Genomic DNA, 26,141 nt, shown 5'->3' on the forward strand with positions numbered 1-26,141 from the left:
TACTTTAATACCGTCAATTGCATTCACGCCATTGGTCTGAGCTTCGGTCACTGCTGCATTTGTTGTTGCATTGTCAATGGCTTGATCTGCAGCTGTTTGTGCTTCAGTAACTTTTTGTTTCAAGGCTGCTTTTTCTTCATCTGTTAAGTTTGAAGAATCAATTGCAGTATTCTTTGCAGTTGCTGCGTCAGCTACTGCTTTCTTAGCTGCTTCTTTGACTGCTGATTCAGTTGGAATTTTAATGCCATTAATTGCATTCACGCCATTAGTTTGAGCTTCAGTTACTGCTGCGTTTGTTGTTGCATTGTCAATGGCTTGATCTGCAGCGTTTTGTGCTTCAGTAACTTTTTGTTTCAAAGCAGCTTTTTCTTCATCTGTTAAGTTTGAAGCATCAATTGCATTGTTCTTTGCAGTTGCTGCGTCGGCTACTGCTTTCTTAGCTGCTTCTTTAGCTGTTGATTCAGTTGGTACTTTAATACCGTCAATTGCATTCACGCCATTGGTTTGAGCTTCAGTTACTGCTGCGTTTGTTGTTGCATTATCAATGGCTTGATCTGCAACATTTTGAGCTTCAGTTACTGCTTTCTTCAACGCAACTTTTTCTTCATCTGTTAAGTTTGAAGCATCAATTGCCTTATTCTTTGCAGTTGCTGCGTCAGCTACTGCTTTCTTAGCTGCTTCTTTGACTGCTGATTCAGTTGGAACTTTAATGCCATCAATTGCAGTAACTCCATTTGTTTGTGCTTCAATTACAGCATCATTAGTCGTTGCCTTAGTAATTTCCTCTTTTGCCTTATCTGCAGCCATATTAGCTTCTTTTATTAACGCAGTCTTTTCATCAGTAGTTAGATCACTAGCTGAATTAATTTCTTCTAATTTCTTAGTTAAAGCATTGTCAATTGCTTTATTTGCATCCGACTTCACAGTATCTAAGCTTGTTGGACCAATCTTCTTAATTGCATCAACACCAGCTTGGCCTGCTTGAGCTGCTTCGTTGTTTGTCGTAGCTGTTTCAATATTTTCTTTAGCCTTATTGGCTTCAGCAGTTGCTTGATCAATTAGATCTTTCTTTTCTGCATCACTAAGATTATCAGCTTTGTTAATTACCTCAGTTTGAGCAGTAAGAGCATCATCTACTGCTTTATTGGCTGTCTTTTTGGCATCCTCCAAGCTTGGAACAGTAACATTATTAATATTAGTTGTTCCTTCATCTTGTGCAGTTTTAATTGCATCAGCTGTAGTTGCTTGATCAATGGCTTCTTTAGCATTATTAGCTGCATCAGTTGCTTCTTTGATTAATTGATCTTTAGTTGTTTGATCAATATTGTTAGCATCGTTGATTTCCTTAGTCTTAGCGTTAAGGGCATCATCAATTGCTTCTTTTGCAGCATTTTGACTATCAGTAACGCTTGGTATCTTTACATTGTTAATTGCATCAACACCATCTTGGCCCGCTTTAGTTGCTGCATCATTAGTTGTAGCTTTTTCAATAGCAGCCTTTGCGGTAGTTGCTGCATCAGTTGCTTCTTGAATTAACTGATCTTTTGTTGCTTGGTCAATATTGTTAGCGTTATTGATTTCCTTGGTCTTATCAGCTAATGCTTGATCAATTTCTTTGGCTGCGTTAGTTTTAGCATCATCTAAACTTGGAATTTTTACATTGTTAATCTTAGTAATTCCTTCAGTTTTAGCAGTGTTAACTGCATTTGCATCGATTGCTTGATTAATAGCAGTATTAGCATCCTCTGCGGCTTTCTTAGCATCTGCAATTAATTGATCCTTAGTAACTTGATCAATATTAGTAGCGTCAGTGATTTCGGTAGTCTTAGTATCTAAAGCCTTTTGAATATCTTCAGTAGCAGCAGTCTTAGCATTTGCAAGGTTACTATCACCATTCAAGCCATTGATTGCATCAGTAATAGCCTTGGCTGCATTGTTTACTTCTGCCTGAGTTGCATTAGTATTCTTTAAAATCTCTTGACCAGCAGTAATTGCATTGTTAAGAGCTTCTTGATTTGCTTGGTCGGCGTTAGTATAGTTACCAGTTTCCTTAGCATTATTAGCATTGGTTAAAGCTGTTTCCAAGGCTTCAGTATTAGTAGCCTCGCCTTTAAGGTTATCTTTTGCTGCATTAATTGCATCTAAAGCATTCTTAACGTCACTTGCCGATGGATTTGTTTCATTCAAAACTGCTTGCCCAGCAGTAATTGCACTATTATATGCTGTTTGGGCTTCTTCACTACCATTGTAGTATGCAGGCGTATTTCTTACATTTGGCGCATCCTTAACAGCAGCTTCTAAGGCAGCCTTGTTTGCAGCTTCAGTCTTAGCATCCCCATTTAGGTTATTATTCGCAGTTTCAAGATCTTGAAGAGCTTGGTTTACTTCTGCTTGAGTTGCATTAGTTTTATCTAAAACTGTTTGTGCAGCTGTAACTGCATTATCATATGTAGTCTTTTGAGTTTCGTCTGCATTAGTATAGTTATTGCTTTCTTTTACAGTCGCAGAATTGTCAACTGCTGTTTGAAGCGCTGATTTATCAGTTGCTTCACCCTTAAGATTACCCTTAGCACTATTAATGGCATTCAAAGCATCTGTAATTTGAGTAGCAGTTGCGTCTGGATCAGCTAAAACTGTTTGACCAGCACTGATTGCCTTATCATAAGCAGCCTTAGCTTCATCAGAGCCATTGTAGTATGCAGCATCATCTGATTTTACAGTAGGTGCTTCATCAACTGCTTTTTGAAGGGCTTCTTTACTTGCTGCTTTCTTAGCATCACCATTTAAAGCATCTTTTGCATTATTAATGGTGGTCAATGCATTATCTACTTCAGTTTGAGTAGCATTAGCATTACTTAAAACTGTTTGACCGGCACTGATTGCATCAGTGTAGGCTCTTTGTAAATTAGCATCAGCATTGGTATAATTATTGCTTGATTCTACTGTTGATGCTTGGTCAATAGCATCTTGAAGTTCAGTCTTATTGGTTTCTTTACCAGTTAAAGCCTTCTGAGCATTTTGAATGGCGGTTACGGCATCATCAACGTCAACTTGATCGTAATTATTTGGATTGGCAAGAATGTCTTTACCAGTTGAAATTGCATCAGTATATGCCTTTTGAGCTTCTTCAGTAGCATTGTAGTAACTTGCTTTCTTTTCTTCTTCCGGAGCAGCATCTACTAATTCTTGAAGAGTAGTGGTATTAAGTGCACGTAATGCTGCCACACTTTCAGTTTGAGAGGATTCAACGAAATCTTTTGTAGCAGTAACTGCAACTTGTGCATCATCAGTCAAGCTACTTGCAAGTTTTGATAAATCAATAGAGAAGTTACCACCAGTTGAAGCAGTTTGTGCAGCGTAATCAACATTGTCTGAAGTTACTGTGCCGTTAGTGTTGGTGTACACAGTATAATTTCCGACTACTGGCACATTAGTGCTTACTCCACCAACAGTAACAGTTACATAAATTGGGTTGTTGCTACCACTTGAAGCAACAGTACCAGTCAATATATTATTCTTACTTAAATGAAGGTTAGATAGAGTAACGTCTTCACCAGCCTTAACAAGATCAATCAAGTTCTTGTTAGCAAGACCTTCTCCAACTTGCTTAACAGTATTTTCATTTTGTGACGTAATAGTGTAAGAAGTAGCATTACCATTTCTATCATAAGTTACATCAATTTTGCCCAAAGGCTGTGATTCGTTTCCATCAGTAACCGTCTTAACACGGGTGAAATTGATAGTACCATTTTTAATTAGTGACTTACCAGTACTGGTATTTGCGGAAAGATCGATAGCAAATGAATCTGGTTGATCTGAAGTGAATGTACTACCAGATGATAAATTAATAGCAGTTAAAGCACCTGTACCGTCAGCACTAATCTTAAAGTTAGAGTGAGGCGCAAGTTTAACTGTTCCCTTACCCGAAATTGACATCAAATTATCGTTGTAACTTCCAGTATTAGTAGCACTTAAATTAAACTTACCACCATTACCAACATTAATTGCTGCATTACCTGCAATGTATACTGGGTAACCATTATCTCTAGTACTTGGAGTACCTGTTGAATTGATATTCAAATCACCATTTACATTAAGAGTGGCATCAGAATTTAAATATAAAGCACCAGCTACATCGCTATCACCGCTAGCTTTTTCAGTATTAATAGTTAAGTTAGCACCTTTATCAACGTTAATTGTAGTATTGGCGTTTGAAGCAATCGCCCGGGCAATTCTTCCAGTTCCAATACCATTACGATTTTCTGGATTTCCCTTAGAATGTGGGTTAATAGTTACATTAGCACCATTTTTAACGTCAATTGTAGCTGTACCACCATCAATTTCAAGTACATTTGAGTTGGTTGTCCCTAAGGTCACATTACTGTTTCCATCAAAAATAATATGATTTCTTCCACCCTCAAATTGAAGAATTTGTTGGGTGTCCCCACCTTGACTGGAACGTGATTTACCATCAATTGGACTAGTGTATGATCCTACTGTAGTAGCTGTAACTTTGTTCTTAAATGTAACGGTTGCATTAGTATTAGAAGCCGTATAAATAAGCTGTGATCCAGTGAAGTCTACATTATCATATACATACCCACCAGCATTATAAATTACTCCCCAGTAACTACGTGCATAGATATCCAAGTCCTTGAAAGTTACTGTGTTTGGAGTACTCATGTTAAAAACATAGCCAGAAAAATCAATAGTATGTTTTACACCATTTGTTGCAGATTTAATTGTAAAGTCTCTGGTATTAATTCTTGAAACATATGTATAGTTAGAATCAGTAACTGTCGCAAGATTAATATCATTAGCCACATTAATAGTTGTAGCAGACCCTTTTTGAATTGCATTGATTAATCCTCGAGCATCCGTAACTGTTACTGCATTAGGATCCTCTGCTTCAGCTGCAAGTGCTCTAGTTGTCACTTTGCTTTCAGTAGCAGCTCGCGCACTAAGGAATGATGCATTCTTAACTGCTTCATTTACATTAAACGTATTAGTTGAAACCTCAGTAGTTGCATCATCTACTGAATTGTTCAAATCAGTAGATGCATTATCAATAGTTGCTGTTTTTACTTTTTCTTCGTCAGTCTTTGCAGTTTGAGTTTCAGTGTTCTTAGTCTCTACATTAGGAGTAGCAGCTTTAGTCTTTACATTTTCTACTACTTTTTTATTAACATCAGTAGCAATATTTGTCTTAGCGGCTGCTTCATCATTTTTCTTAGCTACATCATTAGTTGCAGTATTCTTTGTTTCTACTTCCTTAGTAGCAGTTTCTTCAGTTTTAACAGTTTCAGTAGCTGCAGTCTGCTTTTCATCTGACTTACTTTCAGTATTTTCACTACTCTTGTTAAATTCGCTAGCATTATTAGGAGTATGAGCCTTGTAACTAGCAACAACTGTACTGTGATCAAGATCATCAGTTACTGTACTTTTAGCTTGATTAGTATTTGATTTTTCTTCACTCTTATTTTGAGTATTAGTATCAGCACTTTGATTATTGTCTGTCTGTTCTTTATCTTGTGAACTTGCTACCACAGACTTATTGCCATTATCAACCGTATCAGCAGATGCTTGTTGTCCGTTATATAAGCTAAAACTTAATCCGATTAAAACGGATGCAGCACCTACACTAAATTTACGAATGGAGAAACGTTGTTTTTCGTCTCTCATTTTTTTATTTTTCATTTCAATATTATTCTTTGAAACCATATTTTTCCTCCAATGACAAATTTAAGTCGATTCAATTAAAAATTGTTGTCTATTCAATTTGGCTTAAATTTAAACCTATTGATTTTATCATTCCCTTACTGTTATTTAAAATTAAATATAATAAAAAAATTATACAAATACACACAATTCAATTATTAATAATTATATAGTAACATGTGTCTCCATTTCATTCTACAATATCGGATTATTTCTAATATTTTCTTTAATAAATTTCTTTCTCTATTAAATAACTTTTTTCTATTCAGTGTTTATTAGGTATAGTATTATTTATTAAATTCTCATTACCGATTAAAAGTCATTTCCGACCGATGACTGACAAAATAAAGTAAAAATATCTCATATCGATATAATTTAACTTGAAAGGAGTAAGAAATGAAATTTAAGTTATTTATTAATCCAAACAGTCAAGAAATTGTCGAGGCTACTGTTCATCGAAAAAGTGATTTTTCTACTCAATTAAAGCAATTCGTTTTATCAAGCGATAATTCAAATATAATACCTGCCTATGATGATAAAGACTTAATTATGCTTAACTTAGACAGTATTATAATATTTACAATTATTGAAAATAAGATTTTTGCTATCTGCAATAATAAGCAATACCGCATCAGAAAAAGACTCTACCAAATCGGAGACATTCTCCCCACCAATTGATTTATTATCTGCTAAAAAATGTAAATGATATCCAGCAGCTGCCATTCCTTGGAACATCTTCAGTGCAAAGTAACCTATAGCTGTACTAGAAACATCAGTAGATTCAAAAACGGCTTGTTCATCTGCTACTTGCAATAAAGTCTTGTAAGGTCTTGACTGCTTTTCAACTACTCTTGTTTTAACAATTGAAAAAGTTTCTACAATTTTAACTGTAAAAAAGACATTTTTATAAGGATAGTCAGCTAAAATCCTATCTTCTAATTCTTTTTGAGTTAAATTCTTGACCTTAAAACTATCTTTTATCTCTTCAAAATGAATAGAAAACTTCAAATCAACTACTTCTAATATAGATATATCACAAATCCATTCTATAATAGAACTTGAATAAAAATAAATTTAAGCGAGGAATAGACATGGTTAGCATCTTAAATAATCAAACTAGTAATGAAGAATTCTTAAAATTTGCAACTAATGAAGTTCACAATGTTGATGTTGCTACAACACATCATGGTGCACCTTCTGCTCAGGTTTGTGATCTAGTTTTAAATAAAAATGGTAAGCTCTACATTGTTACCTCTAGCCAAAATCCCTTCTTTCAAGATTTGATCCATCAACCTAAGGTGATTATTAATGGATACAAAGGAGATGGCACGATGGATTCATGTGGTTTTTCAATTCGGGGAACAATTAAAAATGTCGAACATAAATATATTGACGAAATTTTTGAAAAAAATGATTATTTAAATGAAATATATGCAGATGATATTGAAGGTGCAAAAGAAGATCTACGGGTTTTAGAAATTACACCAAAAGAAGCAGCCTACTTAGATCATCGTACTCACCCTATTTTTACAAGAAAATTTGAATTTTAATTAATCATTTTTCCCACATAACTAAATAAGTAAATAAAAATGGATAGGTTTCTTTTCACCTATCCATTTTTTAATATGGTTTAGTTAGCTAATTTAATTCTTTCATCGGCAACTTGTTCAATAAAATACTGATCATGGTCAATTAAAAGCATTGCTGGTTTTACTTCTTGTAGTAAATTAATCAATTGATCTTGATTAAAGACATCTAGATAGTTTGCTGGTTCATCCCATAAATACAAATCTGCCGGCTCAAGTAGTGATTTTGCCAAAGCGATTCTTTTCTGTTGTCCCATACTCATCGCTTCAATTGACACATTAAAGTTAGTACGAGGAAAGCCCATCTTCTTCAAAATATTAAGAAAATCCTCATAAGACAATTTTTGATGAAACGCAAAATTCTTTAAACTCCCTTGATATATTGTGAAATCTTGCGGTAAATACGAAATTCTTAATCCATTAGCTAGCTGATATTTTCCGCTACTGTTTATTAGGACTTTATTCAATAAAAATTTTAAAAAAGTAGATTTTCCAGAGCCATTTTTACCTTCAAGTGCAACAATGCCATGATTTTTCACTATCAAATTCAAATTAGAAAATAGGTGTTTATTCCCTACTTTCAGACCTAAACCTCTAGTTTCAAGAAGAGTGGAATGATAATTAGATTGAAAGTTCATCGTTAATTTTGGTATATCTTCAATATTAACCATTAATCCTTCTTTTTCTTCAATCTTTTTATCCATTCTATTTCTACTTGTAATAGATTTCTTCATCATTTTGGCGGCTGCATGTCCAATCGCAGCCTTATTTACTCTAGCTCTACGGTTAAGAATATATTGTGTTTTTTGTCCCAAATTTTTCCTAGCTTCTATTTTTTGTGCCCAATGATAAAATTGCTCTTTTTGATTATGTAAATTTTTAATTTCGCCAGCTAGTTTTTCATTCTTTTCACGATTGAATTCATCACGTCCTTTTTTGATTTGTTCATATGTTGCATAATTCCCTTGATATAAATGAATTTCAGTATTTTCGATTGCTAGTACATGATCAGTTACTTGATTTAAAAAATTACGATCATGACTTACAACAATATATCCTCTATGATGCTTAGTTAAATATTTACAGATTGCCTGACGACTTTCTTCATCTAAATGATTTGTAGGTTCATCAATAAGAGGAAAAGAATTTTGATCAATAAATGATAAAGCTAATAAAATTTTGGTCTGTTCTCCACCGCTTAAAGTATTAAAGGGCTGCCAGATTAAATTTGAGTCAACGTGCATTAAATTTAGCTCACGCTCTAGTCTCCATTCTTCAAACATAACTTGATCTTGCAACTCATATAGAGTGATATTAGTCGGATCCTTAATCCTAATTGGATAATAAGAAAAATTCAATTTAGTTTGAATTTCACCTCTTCCAACTAATTTTTCCTGTAAAAGATTAAGAAAAGTCGTTTTTCCTCGTCCATTTCTACCCACTAGTCCTAGCTTCCAAGAGCTATCTAAGTCTAAATTTAAATTATTAAAAATATTGTTGCTACTATCTTCATATCTAAATGATACATCTGAAACTTTAATACTACTCATTTAAATCACCTCGAAAAAAGAGCCTGCACTTTATGACAAGTACAGACTCTCCATGTTTTTACGTATTAAAAGAAGATCATGTTAGTCTAATAATCTTGTCAAAAGTGCATAGTTCATCCCTTTAATAAAAAACGAATAATTTCAACTATGCTTAGTTTTGCAAGATTAAAGACGCAACAGCGACCCTTCTTTCTAAAGGTGAATTTCAATTGATAAAATTAAGATATCATGAAATCTGATCAAAATCAATCATAAATAGTTAATTTATACCTCAACAAGTCTATCTATTATTCAACTATTCCTTGATAATTTTTATAATCCTATAAATAACTCCAATCAACAACACGCTTCCGCCGATGATCAAGAAACTAGTCCAATATACATCTAATCTCTGATGATATACATTCACCAGGATTAAAAATATGAGTAAAACCAACATTCCAATTATAGATCTTATTTGTTTTTTCTTATCTGGAAGCAAATTCAACCCTCCATTCTTTATCAAAACGTAATATACAGTATAAATAAAACTCTATGAAACATTAACCAATACTTCATAGAGTTTAGTATATTAATATTATTTTTTATATTACATAAATATACAAATTCGGTTTGATATTATACCAATCTATAAATTTTAATCCAAATCAGTCCTTTATCCCTTCAATCAAGGACTATCACTTATTCCACAAGAATTTAATAAGAGCTTTATCAACTTGTACATTTTCATGGAGCTTTGAATGCTGTACATTTTTGCCGTTAATCTTCAAAATACGATAAGTACTGTTACCATCCCCAACAAGATACTGCAATGAAAGGGATGACTTATTATCAACCCTACCATCACTACCGTTGCCAATATCACCAATGATGTTCAGCACTTTCACATGCTTTTTAGCATAAATACTCCTAACTTCAGTCATTTGTTTATAAGTTGAATTCATTTTATTTGGCTTACCATTACTATTCAACTTCATTCCTTTTGGCTGTTTAATTGAATTAGGAATTCCATCAAAATCTAAGCCAGCAAAATGACCAGCAATATCAACTTGCTTTTGAATTTGAGGCATATTCTTCTTATTTCCGTTTTGGAGCATGTAATAAATAATCGAAATATTACCTAATGAATGTCCCACCATATTGATTTTCTTAATTCCATACTTCTTTTGAAGTGCCTTCACTACATTAGCCGCATACTCACCCTGCTTATTGAAATTAAGTTGACGATTATTTTCATAGTTTACTTCACAGATTGGATTTTTAGCATTTTTAGGCCAAGTACCAACTAAAGTAACTTTACCAGTTTTCGAAACCTCCGCTCGAATAACAGATGTAGTTACTCCGGCCTTCTTTGCAGCATTGACCATATGCTCTTCTGCATGATAGGAGGAGCCTCCACCATGAAAAAACAATGTTGGCGTTGAAGTAATTTGCACCTTTTTACTACTAGTATTATCTTGGCTTGAGCACCCTGCCAAAATTAAAAGGATGCTGGTCATTAATAAAGCAAATAAATTTTTCTTCTTCATTTTTCTACTTTTTCACAATTGCAATCGTTGCCTTAGCAACTGGATCTGATACCATCAAATCAATTGGATATTGACCATGATATTTATTATTAAAAGCATCGGTAATATCTTGAATCAAATCTGTATTATTAACTGGTTGATATTCAACTTCAAATTTTCGACCATTAATTTCTACTTGGCCACCATTTTTAGTGCCTGCTTGATACCACTTAGTATCCTTAATTCCTTTAGCACCACGAATAAAAACTTGCTTATCTACAACTACTTCCCAAACTGGATTATCTTCCGCAAAGCTTGATTGGTCATCGTTATAAGGACGATTCTGCAAGGTTTGCGCATTCTTAAAAGCTGCTATTTCTTCATCAGTCCATTGTGCCATTAATATCACCTTTAATCACTAACTTTAATATAGGATTTAATTACTTTTCTATCTGCCATATCTTGGTAGGCTTCATTAATTTGATCTAAAGAATAAGTCTTAGTAAATACTTTACCGGGATTAATCTTGCCATCTAAGACTGCCTTAAGTAATACTTCTTTATCATAAGTTGTAACTGATGCAGGTCCACCAGCAACACTCATATTCTTAAAGAAAATTAAACCTGGATTTAATTCTGCTCCGTGTGGTAACCCAACACGACCAACCAATGAGCCAGGTCGACCTACTTGAATAGCTTCTTCATTTGATAACTTACTACCAACACATTCTAATATTGCATCAGCTCCGCCATGTGTAATAGCAAGCAAGTTTTGAATTCCTTCTTCATCACGCTGCACTACATTATCTGTAGCTCCAAATTCACGAGCCAATGCTTCACGGTCAGGGTGACGACTAGTTGAAACAATTTGTTTTGCTCCACGCAACTTAGCCGCAATAATTGCTGATAAACCTACAGCACCATCGCCTAAGACGATTACGGAATCACCTGGTTGAACATTAGCAACTCGAACCGCATGATAACCTGTTGCCATTACATCTGCTAATGCTAAAAACGACTTAAGCATCCCTTCACTGTAGTCTTCGTGCTTACCAGGAACCTTAACTAATGACCATTGTGCATGTTGGAAACGCACATATTCAGCTTGATAACTACTGGAGAAATTGTCACCCAAGTCATGATTCATACATACACCGTCAAAGCCAGCTAAACATGCTCGGCAGTGTCCACATCCATGAGTAAATGGTGCAATTACAAAATCGCCTTTTTTAACAGTAGTAATATCTTTGCCCACTTCTTCAATCACACCGATGATTTCATGACCAGCATTTTCATGGCCTTGTTCTTCTAAACCACGATATGCCCATAAGTCAGAACCACAAACACAGGTACGAAGGACCTTGATGATTACATCGTCATCCTTTTCAATCTTTGGCATTGGCTTATCAACAACTTTCATTTCGCCAGCCTTAACAAATTCTGCATATTTCATAAATAGATCTCCTTATTTAATACTCCTACCTAATTCATAAGCCTTTTGAGCAAACTTTTCTAATTTTTGATCATTCCATGAATCATCCGCATAAATTTCGTCAATTATTTGCCAGCGCATATCATCACTTAACTTATGTATATGTAATTTCACAGCATCCATATCTTCTTGCGTACCATACCCAGCCATCATAAAGACCATCTTTTTATCTTTAAGTTCATGATTATAATCATAAAAACGATCAATGACTGCCTTAAGTTGGGCATTAAGACCAAAATAATAAAGGGATGAAACTAAAACAACAATATCAGCTTCTAGCAGCTTAGGAATTACTTCTTTTTCTACTATGTCATTATCTGGAATGCCAACTTCCATACCTGGTGCGTGTTCTAACTGCAAAAAATGAGGTGCACTTTCGCCTTGCAAACCTGCATCATAGCGATAAACTTTATTTTCAGTTTCTCTTATTCCTTTTTCAAATTTATCAGCTAATTTATTAGAAGCACCATTAAAGTGCGGACTTCCAGTTAAAATTACTACTTTCGTCATAAAGCCTCCTTCTTTTATATTCAATTTTCATAATTAATTATAGTTAGTCGTCTAATACTTGAAAAATCACAGTTTTTAATGCTAGTATAAATTGAATTTATCGTAATGAGGTACATATAGATGATCGAAAATTACTTACTAGAAGAACTAGTAACCTTCGCAAAGTACGGAACGGTTGCCAAGACAGCAGAAGTTCTTGGATTAACTCAACCAGCCATTACTCATTCTATGAAAAAGCTTGAGGAAGATTTGGGCGTTACTTTATTCATTAGAAAGCCAAACAGACTCTCCTTAAGTGAGACGGGCAAATACACAGCACGTGAAGCAAAAAAGTTAATCGACGATAATCTTGATTTTACTAAACGGGTCAAGCAATTTGAAAAAGACCAAACCACGTTAATTGTCGGCGTCAATGCACCTGGTCCTGGTATTGTTTTACGATCTTTACATGATAAAAATATTCAAATTGTAAGTGAGTTAGTTGAATCAAATTTTGAAAATTTATTAGCTGAGCACCAAGTGACCTGTCTTTTGCTTAACTTTCCTATTAACGATCGGGATATTGGTTCAACTTACTTAGGGACAGAATCCATGTCTGTTAACTTGCCAGCTAATTGTAATCTCAATCAACATGAGCAACTGTCATTTAAGATGCTCAAGGGAAAGACAATCTTAAGTCCATCGCCAATTGGGTTTTGGTCTAAAATTTATCAAGAGGAAATTCCAGATAGCAAGATAATCTTTCAAAACGAATCAAGTGAATACAGTGAGATTCTTCAATACTCTTTTTTGCCTTTCTTTACAACAAACTTGACGAGTTTAGATTCTAAGTGGGGACATAATTTGCCTGATAACCATAGCGTGCGTCCCTTAAAAGACGAAGTAGCACATCAGAAATTCTACGCTTGTTACTTAAAACACAATAAGGATCGAGTTCAACCTTTAATTGAAAAGTTGCAAGACCAGTGGAGTAAATACGATCAAAAGTAAACCTCTAATCAAACAGATCACTCTATAATAATTTCTTTTAGATACATCTTTAAAGTAAAAGCTAGTGCATCAATTAACATACACTAGCTTTTTGTATATTCAACATTCAACTTTTAAACCGATTAATTTTTAAAATTTACCGATAATTGCAATAGTAAGATATTCTCATGTTTATCAAATATAATTTTTCTTGAAAGGAGCTAAAAAGATGAAATTTAAATTGCTAATTAATCCTAACAAAGAGGAAATAATTCAAGCACAAGTACATCAAAAAAGTATTTTTACTGATAATTTAGAAAAGTTTGTTTTAACAAATGGTAATTCAAATTCAATTATTGCTTACGACGATAAAGATATTATTATTTTGCAACTAGAAGACATTATTATGATCACAATCCTTAGTAATAAGGTATTTGCAATTTGCGTAAACAATAAAAAATACCATCTACGTAAACGTATCTATCAATTAATTAATGAATTGCCAGATAATTTTTGGCGCATTAATAAATCTTCAATTGTTAATCAAATCTATATTGATCGCTTTGAAGAAACTAAGACAGCAGGTGTAAACATTGTTATGAAAAACGGTCTTACAGATTATGTTTCTAGACGTTGTTTCAAAAAAATACGAAAGGAGCTAGATTAAAATGAAAAAATTTATCTTAGATTTTATCAAAAGAGGTCTAATTGCAGCTGGCTTCGGTCCCTTAATCTTAACTATTTTCTATTACGGCTACTATTTTGCAATTGGTTACAATCCAACTTCTGTTTTAGAAATTAACAAAAACATTTTATCTAGTTTACTTTTAGCCTTTATTGCTGGAGGTATCAGTGCTGTATTTAAGATTGAAAAACTATCTCTTGGAATCGCTACTTTAATTGATGCTGTAGTAATTTATCTAGATTATCTATTCTTTTATTTATTTAACAATTGGATTGAAATGAGTTTTATGTCATTAATTATCTTTACACTTTGTTACATAATTGGCTATATTATAATTTGGTTATGTATTTACCACCAAGTTAAAACTCAGATTCAAAAAGTAAACCAAAAGTTATAAATTTAACGAATTTTAATTAAAATATGCTCTAATAATATAAGTAATTATTATATGAAAAAGAGGTACGGAAATTATCCATACCTCTTTTTCATATTCTTTATCCTATATATCTAAACTAGCAAAAACGCAAAGCAATATTATATTTTATATCTTATCAGTTTAAAAGAATAATTTACTCATGATAATCATAAAAATCATCAAACAAGTTGAACTAATTGCAGCAGCACCAAAGACTGTACCACCACGCTTAAAGATCACATTGAAATTAACAGAAATACCTAAAGCGGCCATTGCCATTCCCAAGAATACGTATGCGGCTTGAACCAAGCCATCTAAAACTACTGGTGGGAATGGTAAGAAAGTACCTAAAATACTTGTTAAAATAAATCCGCCTAAGAACCAAGGAATTGGTAATTTCTTAGGTGCTTGCGTATGATCTTGCGCACTTTCTTTTACTAGTCTTCTTTGGTACCAGTAACCTACAATCAAGGCAACCGGTGCTAAAAGCAGAACGCGAGATAGCTTCATAATCAAGGCACTGTCTAAACTAGCTTCACCAAAAGCACTGCCGGCTGCGATAGCATGAGCAATTTCATGAAGAGATCCGCCAGCAACAATACCAAACTGTGAATCTGTTAACCCAAGCATTGGTTTAATCACAATTTCTAAGAGTGTAAATACTGTTCCCATCACACACACTACGGCAACAGCAAGTACCTCGTTTTCTCTTTTACGTTCTTCATCTCTACTCTCAATTTGAGGGGAAACGCCCATTACAGCAGCTGCTCCGCAAATTCCACAGCCACAAGCTGATAACACAGCTAATTCATCTTCCGCCCCAAACTTTTTACTAAGCCAGTAGGTCAAAACAATCGTTCCGCTTACCCCTAGCATTGCAACTAAAATTGTTTTAATACCAGCATCAGCTAACTTAGTAAGATTCAGTCTAAAACCCAGTAAAATAATTCCTAATCTCAAAAACTTATTAGAAATAAAACCAATCCCTGGGGCTGCTTCTTCTCTTACCCCAATCGGTAAAACCTGCAGTGAAATTCCTAATAAAAGGGCAATTACCAACGCACCAATCAAGTTAACATAGGGGAATTTTGCTAGAAAAATACCTGCCACGGAACAAATTAAAGTCATTACAGCTGCAAGACCAAATGATTTACTCTTAACAATACTTATCAATAAAAAATACCTCCAGTTTAATTACTTACTCCCACCCAGGAAAATTTACAGAATAAGCAATCATATAGTGTTTTAAAGTGATTCTTTCTCGAAAGCAAAATTATTATGATACTATAATATCCAATCCAATAATTAAAGTAAAATAATATGCTCACAAAATCACAAATATTTTTATTGATATAAAAAGGATGATAGCTTAAATTGTACTTTCATCCTTTAATTTTGTGATATTATTCATAAAATCTTTCAAATCAATTACAGTCTCAAATGTTAAGAAAAACAATAAAGCTTTAATCCAAGAGCGACTAAGTAAAAAGAAAAAGCAAATTGCTAATGCGATAAGCCCTATTCCCACAAACAAAGCTAAGGCAGCTAACTTTGCTCCAAATAAATTAACGACTTCCTTAAAACTACTTGGCTCATTTTTAACTAATAAAGATAGGTCATGATATTGTTTACTAGTTCTTACTCGAAATGATAAAAAAGTAAATACGGTTCCGATAATAATTAAACCAGCTCCAAGTAATTGAAATAATAGGCTCATTGGAGGCTGTCTAAACATTAAAATACCTCCAAGAATTAGCAAGATGTCCGCAAGCAAATTGTAACGTAAACGTTTATTTTCTAATTTAGTAAAAATTAATTCATTCGAATCCATACTTCATATCCTTTAATATTCTTCTTTCTACCAGTATACTGGTTAAACTAAAAATGACCAAGAGCAATTTTAGCTCTTGGTCATCTAGGTCAATTAACGTCCTTTATGAACTGTATCATTTTCAACTGGAATTGGCTGGGCTTTAAGCCCAACTGCACCATACAAAATACCGATTAAACCGGCTATTATTAATAATTGGGACATAGTCAGGACTCCTCTCTTGGAATCTTCCCCCAGTACCTATCTTACAGGCTTAAGTCTACTTTTCAAAACAAAAAGACTTGTGTTGCAGGTGTCAAAGAAAGCCAAATCCAATAAAAAGTCATCATAATTACTGCTAAATAAGACATCATAGTTAAAAAGTTCTCAAAGCAACCTCCAACTTTATAATGAATTGGTGACTTTCGTTTTTTCTTATAGAATGGCGCTAGCCACTCTACTCCTTGCTTACTGAAACTATCTTCAACTAAATGCAAAAAATAGCCAATTACCAGCCCAAACCAAAGTGCACTCCAATAATTCTGAGAAGTTAGATTGTTGATATGAATAGGAATAAATCTATTCATTAAATAATATAGACCACCAGAAAAACTGACCCAGCCAAGGAAAGAATGAGTAATTCCTCGATGTTTAAGAAAAAGACTAAAATTGATCACTGATTTCTTGCTTGCAGAACTGTTATATTCATCAATATCAGGTAAAGAAGCGCCAATGGCAGTCGCAGCCAGAACAATAATGTTGTTAACTGGATCGATCAATAGACGATTAGTTAATAATAAGCTTAGTTCAACGATTGCAATACTGCAAATTCTATGTGACCTAGTCAGCACTTCTTTTCACCCTCTCTAGAACATATATTCTATTTTAACAAAATTCCCACCAGAATGGGAACTTGTATACGCCAAGGTATAAAAAAACTCTAGTTTTGCACTAGAGTTTTCAAATAATATGCTTTTATAGCTTTATATAATTATTTTACTTTTAATTGATAGCTTCTTTTAATATCTTGCTCAATTCTTTTACTCGCTGATCTTCTGGTTTAGCAATAAAAGCATATTCTTCAGTGCATTGTTTTCCCTCTCTCAATAAGAATAACTTTTGTACTTGATCATCATCAATGTGGGTTGTTGTTTTTTCATTCATAATTAAGTATCCCGACCCAGATTCAACCATTAAAACTGCCTCTCCTAAAGTTTCAACTGCAAGTAAATCACTATCAACTTGAAGAACACCTTTTAAATAATGGTATTCGCTTTTTTCTTCCTCTACTCCTGCTACCATAATGCAAGATAAATTCTTTAAATCACTCATTTCAACAGTTTGTTGATATTTATTAAAATTACCCGCTTGCACTAGGACTACTAGAGACACCTCATCAACCGGATAAGTAGCTAGTCGCCGGTAGATAGTATGTCTTGAATTAACTAATACTGTATCTAGCTCATTATTTTGAATCTTCTTTTCAAGCTCATCATATGAGACAGACTCTAAAATTACTTTTTCATTTTTATGTAAAGCTCGCCATCTACTTGCTCCTTTTTCAAGCTCATGTCTGCCTAAATTTTTTAAATATCCAATCTTCATTTTCTCACCTGCATACAAAATAAGACTTTGATCTTTCAACCAAAGTCTTATTTATCTTAATTACTTAGCTTTGTCATGAAACGCAATAGTAAAACCATTCTCCCAAACTTCTTTTGGAGCGATATGATTCATTCCACGCTTATGTTCCAATTGACCATCACTATCTAAAGTATCTGCAATACCCCACCATGGTTCGACACAAATATAATTACCGGACTTAGGATATTGTGACCATAAACCAACAAATGGTGCATTCTCCATCTTAACATTGATGTGGTAATCACTCTTATCAGTTCTAATCGAAATCTTATTAGGTTGCTTTAATTCAAAGACCCACGCATCATCCTTAAACAACTCATCACTAATTTCAAACATTGAATCAGTTGCAAGTAATGACCGATTATCCCAGTCAAGGTATGGTGCTTTTAGTGGGATCTTAACATGATCCATTGAAGGATCAAACTTAAAGTAATAATCGTTCTTAGTCAAGCCATTATCAGTTGGCAAGTTGAAACCTGGGTGACCCCCAATACCAAAAATCATTTCCTTAGTATCAGTATTAGTGACAGTAAAGTGCTCTGAAAGCAAGTTATTAATTAGAGTGTAAGTTACTCTTAATTCAAAATCGAATGGATACATCTTTTTAGTATCTTCATTAGAAGTTAGAAGAAAAACAATGTGTTTATCATCTTGTTCTTCAACAGTAAATTGTGCATCCCGAGCAAAACCATGTTGTCCCATATGGTAAGTTTTACCATCATAAGTATATTGATCGTCCTTTAAACGTCCAACTACTGGGAACAAAACCGGAGCATGCCGTCCCCAAATTTCGGGATCCGCCTGCCACATGTATTCTCGACCGCTGTTTACATCTTTAACACTTTGGATTTCAGCACCCTTATCAGAAAGCGTTACTGTTAAAAAATTATTTTTTAATTGATAATCCATAATTTAATTTCTCTTTATCTACTAAAATTACAAAATAAACTTTGTTAAGTCTTTATTAATAATTATATCACTCAATTTTTGGTCAACATACTTTTGAGTAATTGTAATTTCGCCCATATTCATGTCTGGACCTTCGTAAAGAACATCTTCAAGTAATTTTTCTAAAATAGTTGCTAAACGACGGGCACCAATGTTATCAGTTCCCTGATTTACTTCAAAAGCTATTTGAGCAATTCGGTCAATTGCTTCTTGAGTAAAGACTAATTTAATACCATCAGCCTTAAGCAATGCGATGTATTGCTTCAAAAGTGAGTTTTGAGGATCTTTTAAGATCTTAACGAAGTCTTCTTGGGTCAAGGCATTTAATTCAACACGAATTGGGAAACGTCCTTGCAATTCTGGAATTAAATCGCTTGGCTTACTTTCGGCAAAAGCACCAGCTGCAATAAATAGGATGTGGTCAGTAGATACCGGACCATATTTAGTTGAAACAGTTGACCCTTCAACGATTGGCAAGATGTCTCTTTGGACACCTTCACGAGATACTTCACCAGAGGTCTTTTTGTTACCGGCAGTAATTTTATCAATCTCGTCGATAAAGATAATTCCGTTTTGTTGGGTACGTTCAATTGCGCGTTGGTAGAGAGAATCATAGTTAATTAACTTCTTTGATTCTTCTTGAATTAAAACTTCACGTGCATCTGAAACCTTCAAAGTACGCTTAACTGTCTTCTTAGGCATTAAGTCTCCCATTAAGCTAGACATATCGATTCCCATTTGTCCCATCATGTCGCCCATTGGGTTAACTTTTGGAGCTTGTTCAACTTCAATCGTAACTTCACGATTTTCAAGCAAGCCTTTGTTAAGTTGATCAGCTACGCTAAGACGTTCATTACGAATATCATCAGTTACTTCTTCATTATCTTGTGGTTGATTCATATTGAAGTTACCAGAAAGCATTTGCATCATTTGTTGCATTGAGTTTTCACGATTTTCACGCTTAATGCCTGGCACAATCAATTTAACTAAACGATTATTTGCCTTCTTAGTTGCTTGAAGCTTAACACGTTCGAATTGATCTTTTTCTTCCATGCGAACAGCTTCTTCAACTAAGTCACGAACCATTGATTCAACATCACGTCCAACATAACCAACTTCAGTAAACTTAGTTGCTTCAACTTTAACAAAAGGTGCATCAACAATTTTAGCAAGTCGACGAGCAATTTCTGTCTTACCTACACCAGTAGGACCAGCCATCAACATGTTTTTTGGCGTAATGTCTTGTTGCATTTGCTTAGGTAGTTGCAAACGACGGTAACGATTATATAAAGCTACGGCAACAGATTTTTTAGCTTCGTTTTGGCCAATAATATATTTATCAAGTAGTTCTACAATTTGTTTTGGAGTTTTTTCTTCAGTCAAAATATTTCACCTAGATTTCATCAGTAGTAATGTGGTCATCTGTAAATACATCAATTCCAGAAGCAATCTTAACTGCTTCTTTTGCAATTTCACTTGCACTCATACCTTCACTGTGACGAGTCATTGCAATTGCAGCTGCTTGAGCAAAGTTACCGCCGGAACCAATTGCTACCACATCTTCGTCAGGTTCAAGAACTTCACCATTACCAGAAATTAAAAGCAAATCCTTATCATTAAAAGCAATAACCATAGCTTGTAATTTAGCTAAAGTTGGATCTTTTCTCCAACTCTGTGCCATTTCAACAGCTGCCCTACGTAAATCACCTGAATAAGTCTCAAGCTTTCCTTCAAGCATATCTTGCAAGCTAACAGCATCAGCTACACCACCTGCAAAACCAATTACTACTTGATCATGATAAATTCTTCTAATTTTTTTAGCAGTTGCCTTAGCAATAACTTTTTCACCTAAGGTAACTTGTCCGTCACCTGCAATAGCAGTTTTATTTTTATATCTAACAGAACAAATTGTTGTCATATTATTATGCCTCGTCTTTCTTATCTTTTCTCGGGAAAAATTTTTGATAATCTGCTTGTAAATGTTTCATCGTGACATGCGTATAAATCTGCGTTGTCGACAAAGATTCATGTCCTAACAATTCCTGGACACTTCGTAAATCTGCACCATTATTTAACATTTCAGTTGCAAAGGAGTGTCTAAGCATATGGGGATGAACTTTCCCACCTACTCCAGCCTTAATGAACACTTGCTGCATGATGTATTCAATACCGCGACCACTTAATTTCTGACCACGATTATTTAAAAATACATAACCGAAATCGTCATTTTGACCAAGTAGCACAGGTCGCACATCATCGCGATACTCTTTTAGTGCATTCGCTGCATCTTTTCCAAAAGGAACATAGCGATCTTTATTACCTTTCCCATGAACTAAGATAATCTTTAAATCAAAATCAATCTGATCTAGCTTTAAAGATGCCATCTCACTTAAACGCATCCCAGTTGCGTAAAAAAGCTCAAACATTGCGCGATTTCTTACTGTGAGCTGATCGTGGGCAGTCAAGCTTTCAAAGACTTGCCTCATTTCTTTTTCGTAGAAGAATTGCGGCAATTTCTTCTCACCCAATCTTAAGCTAATTGTCTGCATAGGATCATTTTCTAAAATTTCTCTTTTAACAAGGAAACGATAAAAGGATCTTAAGCTCGACATCTTACGCGCCTGGGTTGTTCTAGATCTATTTTGAGCAGCTAAACTTTGTAGAAAAATTTCAACATCACGGCTTTTGACTTTATCCCAGCCGTTAAAGCCTCCATTTTCTTTAAAAAAGTCTTTAGCTTCTTTTAGATCATTTAAGTAAGAGCTTACAGTATTTTTACTATAATTACGTTCATAGTTCAAGTAATCTTGAAATTGTTTGATTAATTTATCATTTTCTTTAGACATTATTAATCAAGCTTCTTTTCTTCTTTAAATGCCTCAAGATCTTTTAGTGCCCGCTTAGAAATTTCTAAGTGTCTTTCTTGCTTGTTTCTTACCTTGTAGTCTAATTTTGGCAAGAGTGCATATGAAGCATTCATTGGTTGGAAGTGCTTAGCACTCGTTGTAGTAATGTAATGTGCCATTGAGCCAAGAGCAGTTGATTTAGGAAAGACTAGCGTTTCTTCTCCTAAAGCTTCTCTAGCCGCATTAATTCCGGCAACTAAACCAGAACCTGCACTTTCAACATAACCTTCTACCCCTGTCATTTGTCCTGCAAAAAATAGACCGGCTTGTTTTCTAGCTTCATAGTTTGCATTTAAAACTTCTGGACTAGCAATATAAGTATTGCGGTGCATCTTACCATAGCGAACAAATTTTGCATTTTCAAGACCTGGAATCATTGAAAATACTCTTTTTTGTTCACCATATTTTAAATGAGTCTGGAAACCAACAATGTTGTACATTGTACTTGCTGCATTATCTTGACGCAATTGCACAACCGCATAAGGAGTTTTTCCAGTCTTAGGATCTTCTAAGCCAACTGGTTTAAGCGGACCAAAGAGCATAGTTTTTTCTCCTCTTTTAGCCATTACTTCAATTGGCATACAACCTTCAAAGACATTTTTATCTTCAAAACCATGTAAAGTTGCCGTTTCTGCGCTAATTAGGTTTTTATAGAAGTTGAAAAATTCTTCCTTGGTCATTGGGCAATTCAAATACGCAGCCTCACCTTTATCATAACGAGACTTTTTATAAACAATATCACGATCAATTGAGCTTGCTGCCACAATTGGAGCTGCCGCATCAAAAAAGTGTAATGAATCAGTACCACAAAATTCTTTGATTTGTTCAGCCAAAGTATCAGATGTTAACGGACCAGTTGCAATGATAGTAATACCATTTTTGGGAATCTCAGTAATTTCTTCTTCGTGAACATGCACATTTGACAAGTCCTTTAAAGTTTGAGTAACTACTGAACTAAACTTATCCCTATCTACTGCTAATGCTCCACCGGCAGGAACGGCTGTTTCATCTGCAGCCTTCATAATCAACGAATCAAGCTGACGCATTTCTTCTTTTAACAAACCAACAGCGTTAGAGAGTTGATTAGATCTCATTGAATTAGTACATACTAGTTCTGCAAAATTTGCAGTTTCATGAGCAGGCGTATTTTTCTTAGGTCGCATTTCATATAAATCTACTTCAATGCCACGCTTAGCTAATTGCCATGCAGCTTCACTTCCTGCAAGACCTCCGCCAATTACGGTTACATTCTTTACCATGTAATCTTTCCTTTCTGCTCGACTTTTTTAAGTCTATATAAAAATGATATCATTAAACCGCTTTCGTTTTAATGATATCATTGAAATTTTTAATAATTTAATTTTCTTCTGGCTCTTCACGATAATCGCCATTTGGACATAGAATTACTAGGCCTTTCTTGTTCTTCTTTTGAACTAAGAAATGACCATCGTTTGGGCAATTACGCCCAATTGGTTGATCCCATGAAACAAAGTCACAATCTGGATAACGAGAACAACCGTAGAATTTACGATTACGCTTAGACTTCTTTTCGATAACTTCGCCTTTGCCACACTTAGGGCAAGTTACGCCAACCTTTTTAACAATCGGTTTAGTGTTGCGACAATCTGGAAAGCGTGAACAAGCATAAAACTTACCATAGCGTCCCATCTTAATTACCATTGGTGCTCCACAAATGTCGCAGTTAAAGCCTGCTGGTTCATCTTTGATTTGAACCTTTTCAATTTGTTGATCAGCCTTATCTAATTCTTTAGAAAATGGTTTGTAGTATTCATCAACTACTTTGATCCAATTCTTCTTCCCTACTTCAACACCATCAAGATCGTTTTCAAGTTGCGCAGTAAAGTCTACGTTAACGATATCTGGGAAAAACTCTTCGATCAACTTATCAACGATTTCACCTAATTCAGTAGGTACAATAGATCGACCTTCAAGTTTCACGTAATAACGCTTTTGAATAGTATCAATTGTTGGTGCATAAGTTGATGGACGACCTACGCCATTTTCTTCAAGAGCACGAACTAAACTAGCTTCAGTATAACGTGCTGGTGGTTGAGTAAAGTGCTGACGATCATCAGTCTTCTTAAGCTTAACCTTATCGCCCTCATTTAACTCAGGTAACTCATTGTTCTTTTCTTTTTGATTGTCGTAAACCTTGGTAAAACCAGCAAACTTAAGTTTTGAACCAGTTGTTCTAAAAGTTACGTCATTTTGCTCAATATCAGCTCTGACTGTATCATAAACAGCTGGAGTCATTTGACTAGCAATAAATCTTGACCAAATTAAAGTATACAGACGATATTCTTCAGTAGTTAAATATTCTTTAACTGAAGCTGGAGTTCTAAAGGCTGAGGTTGGACGAATTGCTTCGTGAGCATCTTGAGCATCCGCATCGTTTTTAAAATGCTGTGGCTTAACTGCTGCATAATTTTCACCATATTCTTCGTGAATAAATTTTGAAGCTTCATGTTTTGCAACATTAGCAATTCGTTTAGAGTCAGTACGCATATAAGTAATTAATCCTACTGAACCTTTACCTAAGTTAACCCCTTCATAAAGAGATTGAGCAATTCTCATTGTTCTACGAGTACGGTAGCCTAAGCGTTTGTTTGCTTCTTGCTGCATAGTTGAAGTAGTAAATGGAGCAGCAGGCTGACGTTTTCTTTCCTTTTTGACCACCTTTGTAACTTCAAAGTTCTTCCGCTTATCAATGCGTTTTAAAACATCCTGAACTGCTTCATTATTTGGCAATTCTTGCTTTTTACCTTTGATACCATAAAAAGCACCCTTAAATTTTTCTTTGCCTTTTTCAAAATCAGCATCAATTGTCCAGTATTCTTCTGGCTTAAAGTTCTTAATTTCGTTTTCACGATCAATTACAAGCTTCAAGGCAATTGACTGAACACGTCCAGCAGACAACCCCTTCTTAACCTTTTGCCACAAAATAGGGCTGATTGAATAACCAACCAAGCGGTCAAGAACACGACGTGCTTGCTGAGCATCAACGATATCCATATCAATTGTTCGTGGATTTTTAAAGGCATTTTTAACAGCGTCTTTAGTAATTTCATTAAAGGCAACTCGGTTATGTTCTTTAGGATCTAAGTTCAAAGCATGCGCAACGTGCCAAGCAATAGCTTCTCCTTCACGATCGGGGTCGGAAGCAAGATAAACGTATTTAGCCTTTTTAGCTTCACTTTTTAATTCTTTAATCGTATCGCCTTTTCCACGAATGGAAATATACTTTGGTTGATAATCATGGTCTACATCAACTCCCATTTGGGACTTGGGTAAATCACGGATATGACCTTTTGAAGCGATAACATGATAATTTCTACCTAAATATTTTTCAATTGTCTTAGCCTTATGAGGGGACTCGACAATAACTAAATTCTTTTTATTTTTTCGTTTAGTAGGCATAAAATGCCCCTTCCTTGCACAATTTCTACCAAATTCTAAAATACCAAAAATTTCACTCTTGTCAACTAAAGTAAGTTTTTAAAGTCAGCATTAACTAATGGATAAGCACCTGCTGCAATCAACTCATTAGGCCCTTCAGATAAGGGACTAGAAACAGGGCCAGGAACTGCAAAAATATTTCTATTTTCTTCTAAAGCAATATTTGCAGTAATTAAAGATCCTGATCTCTTCCTCGCTTCAGTGACAATAATATTTTTACTTAAACCCGCTAATATCCTATTGCGTTCAGGAAACCTATAAGGGCGCGGTGGCGTGTCGGGTAGATACTCACTAATTAGTAATCCCTTAGCCACAATTTCTTCTTGAAGCGCCTTATTTTCTTGCGGATAAAAATGGTTAAGGCCATTTCCAACTACGGCAATTGTCTTGCCATGGTTATTTAACGTTTCTCGATGAGCAATTCCATCAACTCCACGCGCTAATCCACTTGCAATCACAAAATCCTGCTCAATTAACTGCGGAATTAATTGCTTTAATACAAAGCGACTATAACTTGTTGGCTGCCTAGCGCCAACAACAACTGTAATTTCTTTTTGCAGCAAGGATAAATCTCCTCGTGTAAAAAGTAGCGTCGGTGGATTATACATCTCGCGAAGTCGATCAGGATAGATTGAATCAAAAATTGTTACAACATTACACTGCAACTCAATTTTCTCAATCCAAGAATTAAACTTATCATTTTTCATCGCAGCAAAAACAAGATTTTGGATATTTGATTTTAATGATAAAGTTTCTATTTTGTCAACTGTTACTTCTTCCTCTGAAGTAAAACTTTCTGCAATTTTCCCTAAAGTGGTAATCCCAATACCTTGTTGCAATTTTAATCTTAAACAAAATTCTTTTAAATTCATATAAATAAAAACCTCCACTATCAAGTACGCAAAAGTGAAGGTTTATTTTTTA

The 26,141-nt window shown here is 34.6% G+C and carries 22 protein-coding genes; 4 read left to right on the forward strand and 18 right to left on the reverse strand.

Features of this window, described 5'->3' with window-relative positions; translation table 11 throughout:
- Both FD18_RS07320 and FD18_RS07325 read right to left on the reverse strand, forming a co-directional pair.
- Positions 1–5,721, reverse strand: a 5,721-nt coding sequence (locus tag FD18_RS07320) for a DUF1542 domain-containing protein (protein ID WP_157053624.1), incomplete at its 3' end; no start/stop codon positions are given.
- Positions 5,722–6,276: 555 nt separating this feature from the next.
- Positions 6,277–6,726, reverse strand: coding sequence for an acetolactate decarboxylase (locus FD18_RS07325; protein ID WP_235499908.1), 450 nt, complete (start codon positions 6,724–6,726; stop codon positions 6,277–6,279).
- Between the two features lie 83 nt (positions 6,727–6,809).
- Here FD18_RS07325 and FD18_RS07330 point away from each other — a divergent pair, with 83 nt between their 5' ends.
- The gene (locus FD18_RS07330; RefSeq protein ID WP_057719274.1) at positions 6,810–7,268 is read left to right on the forward strand and encodes a pyridoxamine 5'-phosphate oxidase family protein; all 459 of its coding nucleotides are present in this window, start codon (positions 6,810–6,812) and stop codon (positions 7,266–7,268) included.
- An 80-nt stretch (positions 7,269–7,348) separates the two neighbouring features.
- Here FD18_RS07330 and abc-f read toward each other — a convergent pair whose 3' ends face one another.
- From abc-f to FD18_RS07360, 5 genes are all read right to left on the reverse strand, one after another.
- Positions 7,349–8,854: a ribosomal protection-like ABC-F family protein gene (gene abc-f, locus FD18_RS07335; RefSeq protein WP_057719275.1), complete on the reverse strand. Its 1,506-nt coding sequence runs from the start codon at positions 8,852–8,854 to the stop codon at positions 7,349–7,351.
- 677 nt (positions 8,855–9,531) lie between these two features.
- Positions 9,532–10,383: an alpha/beta hydrolase gene (locus FD18_RS07345; protein ID WP_057719277.1), complete on the reverse strand. Its 852-nt coding sequence runs from the start codon at positions 10,381–10,383 to the stop codon at positions 9,532–9,534.
- A gap of 4 nt (positions 10,384–10,387) precedes the next feature.
- Complete coding sequence (locus tag FD18_RS07350; protein WP_057719278.1) at positions 10,388–10,762, reverse strand: DUF2255 family protein; 375 nt, start codon at positions 10,760–10,762, stop codon at positions 10,388–10,390.
- An 11-nt stretch (positions 10,763–10,773) separates the two neighbouring features.
- Positions 10,774–11,814, reverse strand: a complete 1,041-nt coding sequence (locus FD18_RS07355) for an alcohol dehydrogenase catalytic domain-containing protein (protein ID WP_057719279.1) — start codon at positions 11,812–11,814, stop codon at positions 10,774–10,776.
- A gap of 12 nt (positions 11,815–11,826) precedes the next feature.
- Positions 11,827–12,363, reverse strand: coding sequence for a flavodoxin family protein (locus FD18_RS07360; protein WP_057719280.1), 537 nt, complete (start codon positions 12,361–12,363; stop codon positions 11,827–11,829).
- Positions 12,364–12,483: 120 nt separating this feature from the next.
- On the opposite strand from FD18_RS07360, the gene FD18_RS09485 reads away from it, so the two are divergent.
- The 3 genes from FD18_RS09485 (at position 12,484) to FD18_RS07375 (ending at position 14,414) form a co-directional block, all read left to right on the forward strand.
- Positions 12,484–13,353 (forward strand): LysR family transcriptional regulator, encoded by an 870-nt coding sequence (locus FD18_RS09485; RefSeq protein WP_083486770.1) that lies wholly within the window; start codon positions 12,484–12,486, stop codon positions 13,351–13,353.
- A 208-nt stretch (positions 13,354–13,561) separates the two neighbouring features.
- Positions 13,562–13,999 (forward strand): LytTR family DNA-binding domain-containing protein, encoded by a 438-nt coding sequence (locus FD18_RS07370; RefSeq protein ID WP_057719281.1) that lies wholly within the window; start codon positions 13,562–13,564, stop codon positions 13,997–13,999.
- Between the two features lies 1 nt (position 14,000).
- Positions 14,001–14,414, forward strand: a complete 414-nt coding sequence (locus FD18_RS07375) for a DUF3021 domain-containing protein (RefSeq protein ID WP_057719282.1) — start codon at positions 14,001–14,003, stop codon at positions 14,412–14,414.
- 159 nt (positions 14,415–14,573) lie between these two features.
- On the opposite strand, the gene FD18_RS07380 is transcribed toward FD18_RS07375, so the two are convergent.
- The 11 genes from FD18_RS07380 to dprA all read right to left on the reverse strand — a co-directional run bounded on the left by FD18_RS07380 (position 14,574) and on the right by dprA (position 26,089).
- A complete protein-coding gene (locus tag FD18_RS07380) occupies positions 14,574–15,605 on the reverse strand; it encodes a YeiH family protein (protein ID WP_057719283.1) in 1,032 nt (343 codons plus the stop codon).
- 196 nt (positions 15,606–15,801) lie between these two features.
- Positions 15,802–16,263, reverse strand: coding sequence for a hypothetical protein (locus FD18_RS07385; protein ID WP_057719284.1), 462 nt, complete (start codon positions 16,261–16,263; stop codon positions 15,802–15,804).
- A gap of 266 nt (positions 16,264–16,529) precedes the next feature.
- Positions 16,530–17,093 carry a metal-dependent hydrolase gene (locus tag FD18_RS07390; protein ID WP_057719285.1) on the reverse strand — a complete coding sequence of 188 codons (564 nt, stop codon included), beginning with the start codon at positions 17,091–17,093 and terminating at the stop codon, positions 16,530–16,532.
- A 151-nt stretch (positions 17,094–17,244) separates the two neighbouring features.
- Positions 17,245–17,847, reverse strand: a complete 603-nt coding sequence (locus FD18_RS07395; RefSeq protein WP_057719614.1) for a LysR substrate-binding domain-containing protein — start codon at positions 17,845–17,847, stop codon at positions 17,245–17,247.
- Between the two features lie 60 nt (positions 17,848–17,907).
- Positions 17,908–18,795: an aldose 1-epimerase family protein gene (locus FD18_RS07400; protein WP_057719286.1), complete on the reverse strand. Its 888-nt coding sequence runs from the start codon at positions 18,793–18,795 to the stop codon at positions 17,908–17,910.
- A gap of 27 nt (positions 18,796–18,822) precedes the next feature.
- Entirely contained in the window at positions 18,823–20,217 is a 1,395-nt protein-coding gene (hslU, locus tag FD18_RS07405) for an ATP-dependent protease ATPase subunit HslU (RefSeq protein WP_057719287.1), read from the reverse strand.
- Positions 20,218–20,227: 10 nt separating this feature from the next.
- Positions 20,228–20,752: an ATP-dependent protease subunit HslV gene (hslV, locus tag FD18_RS07410; RefSeq protein ID WP_057719288.1), complete on the reverse strand. Its 525-nt coding sequence runs from the start codon at positions 20,750–20,752 to the stop codon at positions 20,228–20,230.
- Between the two features lie 4 nt (positions 20,753–20,756).
- On the reverse strand, positions 20,757–21,680 hold the full coding sequence (gene xerC / locus FD18_RS07415; protein ID WP_057719289.1) for a tyrosine recombinase XerC: 924 nt from the start codon (positions 21,678–21,680) through the stop codon (positions 20,757–20,759).
- A gap of 2 nt (positions 21,681–21,682) precedes the next feature.
- On the reverse strand, positions 21,683–22,999 hold the full coding sequence (trmFO, locus tag FD18_RS07420) for a methylenetetrahydrofolate--tRNA-(uracil(54)-C(5))-methyltransferase (FADH(2)-oxidizing) TrmFO (RefSeq protein ID WP_057719290.1): 1,317 nt from the start codon (positions 22,997–22,999) through the stop codon (positions 21,683–21,685).
- Positions 23,000–23,096: 97 nt separating this feature from the next.
- Positions 23,097–25,178 carry a type I DNA topoisomerase gene (gene topA / locus FD18_RS07425; protein WP_057719291.1) on the reverse strand — a complete coding sequence of 694 codons (2,082 nt, stop codon included), beginning with the start codon at positions 25,176–25,178 and terminating at the stop codon, positions 23,097–23,099.
- A 65-nt stretch (positions 25,179–25,243) separates the two neighbouring features.
- Positions 25,244–26,089, reverse strand: a complete 846-nt coding sequence (dprA, locus tag FD18_RS07430) for a DNA-processing protein DprA (protein ID WP_057719292.1) — start codon at positions 26,087–26,089, stop codon at positions 25,244–25,246.
- Between the last annotated feature and the right edge of the window lie 52 nt (positions 26,090–26,141).

It is taken from the genome of Lactobacillus taiwanensis DSM 21401, from assembly GCF_001436695.1.
GTDB lineage: Bacteria > Bacillota > Bacilli > Lactobacillales > Lactobacillaceae > Lactobacillus > Lactobacillus taiwanensis.